General features: G+C 76.0%; 9 protein-coding genes. 8 read left to right on the forward strand and 1 reads right to left on the reverse strand.

Going from position 1 to position 9,318, the window contains the following annotated elements; genetic code table 11:
- The first annotated feature begins 68 nt into the window (after window positions 1-68).
- The 6 genes from ABD345_RS32030 (at window position 69) to ABD345_RS32055 (ending at window position 5,363) form a co-directional block, all read left to right on the forward strand.
- Complete coding sequence (locus ABD345_RS32030) at window positions 69-1,142, forward strand: NUDIX hydrolase (RefSeq protein ID WP_344557288.1); 1,074 nt, start codon at window positions 69-71, stop codon at window positions 1,140-1,142.
- 185 nt (window positions 1,143-1,327) lie between these two features.
- Window positions 1,328-1,708 (forward strand): DUF6188 family protein, encoded by a 381-nt coding sequence (locus ABD345_RS32035; protein ID WP_344557290.1) that lies wholly within the window; start codon window positions 1,328-1,330, stop codon window positions 1,706-1,708.
- A 78-nt stretch (window positions 1,709-1,786) separates the two neighbouring features.
- Window positions 1,787-2,242, forward strand: a complete 456-nt coding sequence (locus ABD345_RS32040) for a GNAT family N-acetyltransferase (protein ID WP_344557292.1) — start codon at window positions 1,787-1,789, stop codon at window positions 2,240-2,242.
- A 76-nt stretch (window positions 2,243-2,318) separates the two neighbouring features.
- A complete protein-coding gene (locus ABD345_RS32045) occupies window positions 2,319-3,521 on the forward strand; it encodes a DUF5685 family protein (RefSeq protein ID WP_344557294.1) in 1,203 nt (400 codons plus the stop codon).
- A 49-nt stretch (window positions 3,522-3,570) separates the two neighbouring features.
- The gene (locus tag ABD345_RS32050) at window positions 3,571-4,101 is read left to right on the forward strand and encodes a GNAT family N-acetyltransferase (protein WP_344557295.1); all 531 of its coding nucleotides are present in this window, start codon (window positions 3,571-3,573) and stop codon (window positions 4,099-4,101) included.
- A 476-nt stretch (window positions 4,102-4,577) separates the two neighbouring features.
- A complete protein-coding gene (locus tag ABD345_RS32055) occupies window positions 4,578-5,363 on the forward strand; it encodes a DUF4232 domain-containing protein (RefSeq protein WP_344557296.1) in 786 nt (261 codons plus the stop codon).
- A 20-nt stretch (window positions 5,364-5,383) separates the two neighbouring features.
- On the opposite strand, the gene ABD345_RS32060 is transcribed toward ABD345_RS32055, so the two are convergent.
- A complete protein-coding gene (locus ABD345_RS32060) occupies window positions 5,384-7,267 on the reverse strand; it encodes an APC family permease (protein ID WP_344557299.1) in 1,884 nt (627 codons plus the stop codon).
- A 435-nt stretch (window positions 7,268-7,702) separates the two neighbouring features.
- On the opposite strand from ABD345_RS32060, the gene ABD345_RS32065 reads away from it, so the two are divergent.
- Window positions 7,703-8,242: a hypothetical protein gene (locus tag ABD345_RS32065; RefSeq protein WP_344557297.1), complete on the forward strand. Its 540-nt coding sequence runs from the start codon at window positions 7,703-7,705 to the stop codon at window positions 8,240-8,242.
- A 185-nt stretch (window positions 8,243-8,427) separates the two neighbouring features.
- A complete protein-coding gene (locus ABD345_RS32070) occupies window positions 8,428-9,129 on the forward strand; it encodes a response regulator (RefSeq protein ID WP_344557298.1) in 702 nt (233 codons plus the stop codon).
- Window positions 9,130-9,318 lie beyond the last annotated feature (189 nt).

Genomic DNA, 9,318 nt, shown 5'->3' on the forward strand with positions numbered 1-9,318 from the left:
GTTGCGGGGTGGCGGGCCGGGGGTCGGGCATGCTGGCGGGGAGGACGGCGCGCGGACAGGGGGTTGCGGTGGGCGGGCGGGAGATCATGGCGGCGGCGGGGGTGCTGTTCCCCGACCGGGACGGGCGGGTGCTGGTGGTCCGGAACTCGTACCGGGCCAAGCACCCGATCGCGGTGCCCGGCGGCGGCTGGGAGCGGGCGGACCCCTCGCCCCGGCACACCGCCGTGCGGGAGATCCGCGAGGAGCTGGGCGTCACCCCGGTGTTGCGCGAACTCGCCTGCCTGGACTGGTCGGTGGACCACGACCGGCCCCCGATCGCGGCCTTCCTGTACTGGGCCGAGCCGCTGACCGACGAGCAGCGGGCGGCGGTCCGGCTGGAGGCGGCGGAGCTGGACGCGATGGTCCACCTGCCCGCCGACCTGCTGCTGTCGGCCGTGCCGCCGCTGCTGTCGCGCCGGATGGGCGCCTGCCTGCGGGCGCCGCGCTCGGCCGCGCCGCTGGAGCTCGCGGACGGCCTGCCCGTCGGCCACTCCGTCCTGCACCTGCCGCCCCGCCCGGCCCCCGCGTACCTGGGCGCGGCCGCCCTGGCGGGGCTGCTGCCGCCGGGTGCCGGGCTCCAGGCGCCGCCCCCGCCGCTGGGCAAGCAGGCGTACTACGCCAGCCGCCCCAAGGTCCGGGCCAAGGCCCGGATGCTGTTCACCGACCCGGACGGGCGGGTGCTGCTGGTGCGGCTGAAGCCGTGGCGGGGCGAGGCGCCGTGGGTGCTGCCCGGCGGGTCGGTCGAGGCGGACCGGGAGCTGCCCCGGGCGGGCGCCCGCCGGGAGGCCCTGGAGGAACTGGGCTGGGATCGCGAGCCGGGGCGGCTGCTGGGCATCGACTGGGTGACCGTCCACCCGTGGGACCCGCCGCACCTGTCGCTGGTGTACGACGGCGGGACGGCCGGGCCGGAGCTGCTGGCGGCGGTCCGCCTCCAGGAGGAGGAGATCGCCGAGTGGCGGCTGTTCACCCCGCGGGAGGCCACCCGGGTGCTGACCCCGCCCGCGGCGGGCCGGCTGGCGGCCTGCCTGGCGGTGCGCGCGCTGCCGCCGACCGCCGGACCGGCCGAGCTGGTGAACGGCGCGCCCCCGGTCGCCGCCCGCTGAACCGACCGCGCACGCCGGGCCCAGCGGGTCCGCCGGGCCCGGCACCGGCTCCCGGTGCCCGTTCCCGGTGGCCGTTCCCGGTGGCCGCCCGGCGGTTCGCGGCGGGTACCGGGGCCCCGGGCGGGTATGAATGGCCAGGTCGGGACGGTGTCCGCCGGTGCGGCGCGAAGATCGGGAGGCACGGGATGGCACGGTCGATCGGATCCGAACTGGACGGTCGCGCGGTGCGGTCGCTCGGCGGCGGCAACCGGCTGCTGCTGCGCCTGGACGGCGAGTTGCTGCTGACGGTGGAGAACGACTTCCGACTGCGGCACGGCACGGAGGTCGAGCACTTCTACCCCGCGCTGGGCCTGTCCCCCACCGGCGCGCTCGGCCGGCTCGCGGACGCCGCCATCACCGCGGCCACCGTCACCCCGGCGGGCGGCCTGCAGCTCGCCTTCGACACCGGCCACGTGCTGGCCGTCGCCCCCGACCCGGCCCCCGGCGGCCCGGCGCACCCGTGGCAACTCTCCTCCCCCGCCGGGCTGCTGTGCACCGGCGGCCCGAACGGCTCGTTCACCCCCTGAGCGCGGAGGGCCGGCCGCCGCATCCGGGTACCGGATACCCGGATGCGGCGGCCGGCCGGCGCGGTGAACAATGACCGGATGGAACTGCTCGCACGGGACGTGGACGTCCCGAGTCCGGCCCTGTACCGGGACGTTGAGCCGCTGATCCGGGCCCTGCGCCCCGCCCTGAGCGGCCCCGGTTTCGCCGCGTTCGCCGCCGAAGCGGCGGGCCAGGGCCTGGTGTTCACCGCCGCGTACGACAACGCGCCGTCCGGGAAGGGCCGTTGCGTGGCCGTGGCGACGCACCGGACGCTGGCGACCAGCCGGGGGCGGATACTCTTCGTCGACGACCTGGTGACCGGTCCGGCGCTCCGCTCCGGCGGCGTCGGCGCCTGGCTGATGGGCGAACTGGAGCAGCGGGCGGCCCGGGCCGGCTGCGTGCGCGTGGAGTTGGACTCCGGCGTGGTCAACCAGGGCGCGCACCGCTTCTACCACGCGCGGCGGATGTCGGTGGTGGCCTTCCACTTCTCGCTGGACCTGCCGGACCACCGCTGAGCCGGGGGACGGAACCCCGCCCGCGACCACGGCGTCAGTAGGATGACCGGGATCTCGGCGGGAAAAGGGGCAGGGCGTGTTCGGAATCATCAGGCCGTGTCGGCACCGGCTGTCGGAGCGGCTGCACGCCTCCTGGATGGCCCACCTGTGCGGGCTGTGCCTCGCGCTGCGCGACGACCACGGGCAGTTGGCGCGGACGGCCACCAACTACGACGGCCTGGTGATATCCGTCCTGGTCGAAGCCCAGTCCCCGAAGTCCGCGGACCGCCGCACCGCCGGGCCGTGCCCGCTGCGCGGCATGCGCAGCGCGCCCGTCGCCCGCGGTGAGGGGGCCCGCCTGGCGGCGGCGGTGTCGCTGGCGCTGGCCTCGGTGAAGGTCCGCGACCACGTCCAGGACGGTGACGGGCTGTTCGCCCGCCGCACCGTCGCCGCCGGGGCCCGCCGGGTCACCCGGCGCTGGGACCGGCAGAGCGCGGGCAGCGCCGCCGTCGTCGGCTTCGACACCGGCGTCCTGCTGGCCGCCGCCGGGCGGCAGGAGGCCGCCGAGGCCGCCGTCACCGCGGGCGGACCGCTGCTGCTGGCCACCGCGCCCACCGAGGAGGCCACCGCCGCCGCCTTCGCCCACACCGCCGTCCTCGCCGGACGCCCCGGCAACGCCGACGCGCTCGCCGAAGCCGGACGCCTCTTCGGCCGGCTCGCCCACCTGCTGGACGCCGCCGAGGACCGCGCGGACGACGAGGCCCGCGGGCTGTGGAACCCGCTCACCGTCACCGGCACGCCCCGGGACGAGGCCGAACGCCTCTGCCGGGACGCCGTCCACGGCATCCGGCTCGCGCTCGACGAGGTGGAGTTCACCGACCGCGCCCTCGTCCACCGGCTGCTCGCGCACGAGACCGGCGAGGCCGTGGACCGGGTCTTCGGGCGCCGCGGCCACCACGCCTGCGCCAACGCCGGCACCTCCCCGCCCGGCACCGATCCCCACGCCCCGTCGTCCCCGGACCACTCGCACGACTCCGGGAAGCCGAAGCAGCCGCGTTCGCTGATCCCGGGCTGCGCGGTGTGGGCGACGATGGCCTGCACCTGCCAGTTGCTGTGCTGCAGCCACGACGACCCGTTCACCCGCGAGCGGCGCGAGGGCTTCTGCCAGCGCAACGGCTGCGACTGCTGCGACGGGTGCGACTGCTGCAGCAACTGCTGCGACTGCTGCGGGGACGACGGGTGCTGCAGCAGTTGCGGCTGCGACGGGTGCGACGGCTGCGACTGCGGCTGCGACTGCTGACCCCGGGCGGAACGGGGAACGGACCGAGCGGGAGCGGAGGGTGGTGGCGGTGGCGGATCGACCGGACTTCACGGCGGCGACCGAGCTGGCGCAGTGGGGCGGCTGGCCCGCGCTGCAGGAGCTGGGCGAGTCGGAGGACCCGTTCGAGGTGGCGGCGGTCGGGGGCAGTTGGCGACCGAAGGACCGGCACTTCGGGGTGCTCCTGGACGGCCGGCCGGTGGCGCACGCCGGGTCCGTGGTGGCGCCGGTCGAGGCCGGCGGGCGGCGCTTCGAGGTGGCGGGGATCGGCGGGGTGCTGGTCGCGCCGCGCTGGCGCGGCCACGGGCTGGCCCGGGCCGTCGTCGCGGCGGCGCTGGACGCGGCGCGGGCCGACGGGCTCGGGTACGCGATGCTGTTCTGCCTGCCGGACCGGGCCCCGCTGTACGCGCACCTGGGGTGGACGGCGCTGCCGGGCCCGGTGACGGCCGAACAGCCGGCGGGGCCGGAGGCCGTCCGGCTCGGGGCGATGTGGACCGGCTTGGCGCCGGGGGCCCGCTGGCCCGGGGACGGGACGGTGCGGCTGCACTCGCTGCCGTTCTGAGCGGGGTGGCCCGGCCCGGGTGCTCGGGGCGGCCGCGAACTCCCGCACAGCTGACGGGAGTTGGGCAAGTCGCCTGCCTGGGACGGCTGTTGGCGGGCCGTGACGGGCGGTCACCGCACCTGCCGCCGACCCCGGATCCCCGGAACCCGCTCGGGGCGGGCGAGTTGGCCCCGGTGCGGCCCGGGCCCGGCCGGGGCGCGGTTCGCGACCGTTGCAGGGCTGTTGCACCGGGTGTGACCCGGGTCACGGCCGACGGGGGCGGTTCGTGGTCGACTCTCCGAATGGTTCTGATGCGGGCGGTTCGGGTGGGTGTGGGCGTCGTGGTCGCGGCGGGGGCGGTGGTGGGCTGCGGGTCGACCGCGGGGCCCGGCGGCGGGACGGCGGCGGCTTCGGCTTCGGGGAGCGCGGGGCCGTGCGGGGTGGCGCCGACGGCGGCGCCGGCGGGGTGGGTGCGGGAGCCGGTGCGGATCGTCGCGGTGAGCGCGGACTGCCTGGAGTACGAGGTGACCAACCGGGGCTCCGAACCCGCCGACGTGGCGGTGCTGTTCGGCTGGTCGGGCAGCGGGGGACGGCTGTCGGTGGACCCGTCGGTGACGCAGCGGGCGCTGGCCCCGGGGGCGTCGGTGCGGGGGCGGGTCCAGCTGACCGGCGGCCCGGTGGAACCGGACCGGCCGGTGGGCGGCGTCCCGACCGGCCCGGTGCGGCCGGACCCGTTGGTGAGCGTCGCGCCGAGCTCCTCGGGCCCGTCCGGGGCAGCCCGGCCGGCCCCCGGGGTGAAGGTCGTACGGGTGCGCAGCGTGCCGACGGCCGAGGCGCCGTCGGAGGGCGGGGCGTGCCCGGCCTCGGGGGTGCGGGTGTACGCGGACCGGGGGGACGCGGCGATGGGGCTGCGGGTGGTGGGGCTGCACCTGGAGAACTGCGGGACGGGGGACCTCGTGCTGGACGGGTTCCCCCAGGTGGAGGTGCTGGACGAGGCGCACGCCGCGGTGCCGGGGGTGCGGACGCTGGAGGGCGGTTCGGCGATCGCGACGGGGACGGGTGCGGACGCGCCGGCGAGCCGCTTCACCGTCCCGCCGGGCGGCCGGGCCCGTTCGTCCCTGGTGTGGCGCAACACGAACGACGCCTCGTCCGATCCGGTGAACGCCCCGTACGCGCGGGTGCGGGCGACACCGGGCGCGGCGCCGGTGATGGTGACGCCGGAGCTGGACCTGGGGACGACGGGGAAGCTCGGCGTCGGGGCCTGGGTGCCGGTCGGGCCATGACGCCCGGGCCCCGGCCGGGGTCAGCCGACGTGGACCCGGGGGCGGCGGCCCCGGTCGGGTTCGGCCTCGCGGAGCACCTCGCGGGTGACGGGGGCGACCTCGCCCTGGCCGAACAGGAAGAAGCGCAGGAACTGGGCGAACGGGCTGCCCTCGGTCCACTCGAAGTAGATGTGCGGGAGTTCGCCGGTGGTGTCGCGCACGTGCAGCAGTATCGCGGCGAGCGCGTTGGGGATGCTGGAGTGCTCCAGGGTGAGGACCCGGTAGCGGTCGTGCAGGACCTCGCCGCGCACGTGCAGTTCGGCCTCGAAGTCGGACGGGTCGAGGACGGTGACCTCGACGAAGACCAGGTCGTCCTCGACCGGGATGTCGTTGTCGGCGCGGATCTGGTGCACCTTGTCGCGGTACTCGGCGAGGTCGCGCCCGGCCGGTTCGTTGGCGATGAAGCGGATCGTGCGGTGCGCGGTGTCGCGCACGAAGCGTTCCGCGACCTCGTCCAACTGCACGTCGGTGACCCGGAGTTCGAAGGCGCGGGCGAGCCGGGAGGCGAGCGAGACCAGCACGATGCCGGCGATGAAGCAGGCGCCGATCTTGACGCCGTCGGGGCGTTCGGCGATGTTGACGGCGGTGGTGTAGAGGAAGACCGCGGCGATCACCGCGAAGCCGATGGTCCAGCCGCGCTGGCGGGCGGCCCGGGCGGCGATGGTGACGGCGATCGCCGCGGAGGTGATCAGCACCAGCACGCCGGTGGCGTACGCGCCGCCCTGCTTGTCGACGTTGGCGTCGAACAGCCAGGTGACCAGGAAGGCGATCGCGGTGAGCACCAGCACCATCGGGCGCACCGCGCGGGCCCAGTGCGGGGCCATGCCGTAGCGGGGCAGGTAGCGGGGCATCAGGTTCAGCAGGCCGGCCATCGCGGAGGCGCCGGCGAACCACAGGATGGCGATGGTGGAGAGGTCGTAGACCGAGCCGAAGGCGCCGCCGAGGTAGTGGTGGGCGAGGTAGGCCAGGGCGCGGCCGTTGGCGGCGCCGCCGGGTTCGAACTCGTCGGCGGGGATCAGCAGGGTGGTGATGAAGCTGGTGGTGATCAGGAAGCAGCTCATGATCACGGCGGCGGTGGTGAGCAGCTTGCGGGCGCCGCGGATGCGTCCGGTGGGGCGCTCCTCGGTGTCGTCCGGGTCGCCCTCGATGTGCGGCATGACCGCGACACCGGTCTCGAAGCCGGACAGGCCGAGGGCGAGCTTGGGGAAGACCACCAGGGCGACGCCGATCATCGCGACCGGGTTGCCGTGCTCCAGGGTCAGGGCGTGCGTCCAGTCGGTGACCAGGGAGGGGGCGCTGACCACGTGCCACAGGCCGACGGCGACCACCACCACGTTCAGCGCCAGGTAGACGCCGACCAGGACGACCGCGACGCCGATGGCCTCGCTGAAGCCCTTGAGGAAGACCGCGCCGAGGGCGGCGACCAGCAGCAGGGTGATCAGCACCTGGTGACCGCCGAGCGCGCTGCGCAGGTGCGGGTTCTCCACCAGGTGGGCGGTGGCGTCGGCGGCGGACAGCGTGATGGTGATCAGGAAGTCGGTGGCGGCGAAGCCGAGCAGCGCGAGGACGAACAGCTTGCCCTTCCAGAACGACAGCAGCCGCTCCAGCATGGCGATCGAGCCCTCGCCGTGCGGGCTCTCCCGGGCGACCCGGCGGTAGACCGGCAGCGCGCCGCACAGGGTGACCAGCACCAGCACGACGGTGGCGACCGGGGAGAGCAGTCCGGCGGCGAGCGCGGCGATGCCGGGCTGGTAGCCGAGGGTGGAGAAGTAGTCGAGGCCGGTCAGGCACATCACCCTCCACCAGCGCTGGCCGTGCTGCTGGTCGGTGGCCTGGGCGTGCGGGCCGGGGTGCTGCTTGGCCATGTCGGACAGACCTTCGAGCAGCCAGGCGCGGAGCCGCTGCCGGGCCGTTCCTCCGTCCGCGGGGGCGGGATCGACCACTGTGCTGACTCCTGTCGGGACGCGGGGTGCCCCGGGCCGCCGGAGGGTCCGGCCCGCGGGGCGAACTCCCACGTCAATGTAGGTCACGTCCGCCGCCGACCGGGGCAGGCTGGAGCGTAGCCCCACCCTTCGGCCCAGCGGCGCACCGGTCCCGGGGCGTTGACGGGCCCTTGGGACGGGGTTGGCGTACGGTTTGCCCCCGCACTGCGACTTGTGGCGTTTCGCCCGTTTCGGGACCATCGGCCCCGCCGGGGGGACCGCCCGGCCCTATCCGCGCGCCGCGCGGCTTCGACACGCTGCCAGCGGCGCGACCGCCCACGGGGGGCCGGTCGCCCCGCCGAGGAGAGGAATCCGCGCGTGCCCCACCCGCGCCGCCCGTCCGTGCGCCTGCTGACCCGCCGCCGGCTCGACCGCCGTCAGGAGGCGCACCACTGGCGGGGCCGGGGTGCGCGGTGCAACCCGCTCCGCCGCGGGGTGGACCGAGCCCGGCGGCGGGCGGTCGCCCTGGCGTGCTGCACCTCGGCGGCGGGCCTGGTCGCCGGTGCGGCGGCGGCCGGGTGCGTCCCGGGGCGACCGTTCCCGTCCTGGTCGTTCCCGTCCTGGCTGCTCCCGTCCTGGCTGCTCCCGGCGGACCTGGTGGCCGCGCCGTACGGGGTGGTGGACCGGGCGGTGCTGGGGCTGCTGGCGTTCGGGGCGGTGGCGGCCGGCGGGGCGTTCGGGCTGCGCTGGCGGCTGCGGGTGCTGGAGCGGCGGGCGACGGACTCCTGGGCGCGTTCGTGGCGGCGGGTGGAGCCGCTCTGGTCGGGGCGGGCGCTGCCCTGGTCGGACGGCGGGGACGGCGGCGGCGGTGGTGGCGGTGGCGACGGTGGGGTGCGGGGCGGGGCCGGGGAGCGCTGAGCCGAGCGGAACCGGAGGCGGTTCGAGCACGTCCGGGCGGAAAGCGTCAAGGGCCGGTCGGGACCGTGTCGGGGACCGGTCGGGACCGCGTCCGGAACGGGGTCGGGGGCGGGTAGCCCTGTCGGTGGACGGGTGGGGTTTGGCAGACTGCCGGGTGTAGGGATCTGCGAGGAGGAGTTGCTGCCATGTCCGAGGGTTCGGCGCCGATCAGGGTGTTCCTGCTGGACGACCACGAGGTGGTCCGCCGCGGGGTGCACGACCTGCTGGATTCGGAGCCGGACCTCCAGGTGGTCGGCGAGGCCGGGACGGTCGAGCAGGCGCTGGCCCGGGTGCCCGCGCTGCGCCCGGACGTCGCGGTGCTGGACATGCGGCTGCCGGACGGCGACGGCGTGACGGTCTGCCGGGAACTGCGCTCGCGGATGCCGCAACTGGCCTGCCTGATGCTCACCTCCTTCGACGACGAGGAGGCGCTGCTCGACTCGATCATGGCGGGCGCGGCGGGCTACGTGCTCAAGCAGATCAGCGGCACCGACCTGGTCACCGCGATCCGCACGGTCGCCTCCGGGCAGTCGATGCTCGACCCGGGCGCGGCGACCCGGCTGATGGCCCGGCTGCGCGGCGAGGCGCCCGCGCCCGCGCCGGAGTTCCCGCAGCTGACCGACCGGGAGCGGGAGATCCTGGCGCTGATCGGCGAAGGGCTCACCAACCGGCAGATCGGCGAGCGGGTGTTCCTGGCCGAGAAGACCGTGAAGAACCACATCTCGCGGCTGCTCGCCAAGCTCGGCGTCGAACGCCGTGTGCAGGCCGCGGTGATCGCCACCCAGACCCTGGCCGCCCAGCCCGGCGGCGGCTCCGGGCCGGGCCACGGCGGTGAACGGGGGCACTGAACGGGGCCGCCCCCGCCTCTCCGGCGGGTGGCCGTCCGCCGTTCCGGCCCCGGGCCCGGCCCCGGCAGGATTACCGGGCTACCGGGCTAGGACGCGTATTTGGTCGTGATCAAGTGGCGATTCTGGTGAGGTCCTTGATCCAGATCATCGCGCCTCGAAGGTGGAGGCCGGCGAGGTAGCTCGTCGGGG

The sequence above is a fragment of the Kitasatospora saccharophila genome (assembly GCF_039529925.1).
GTDB lineage: Bacteria > Actinomycetota > Actinomycetes > Streptomycetales > Streptomycetaceae > Kitasatospora > Kitasatospora saccharophila.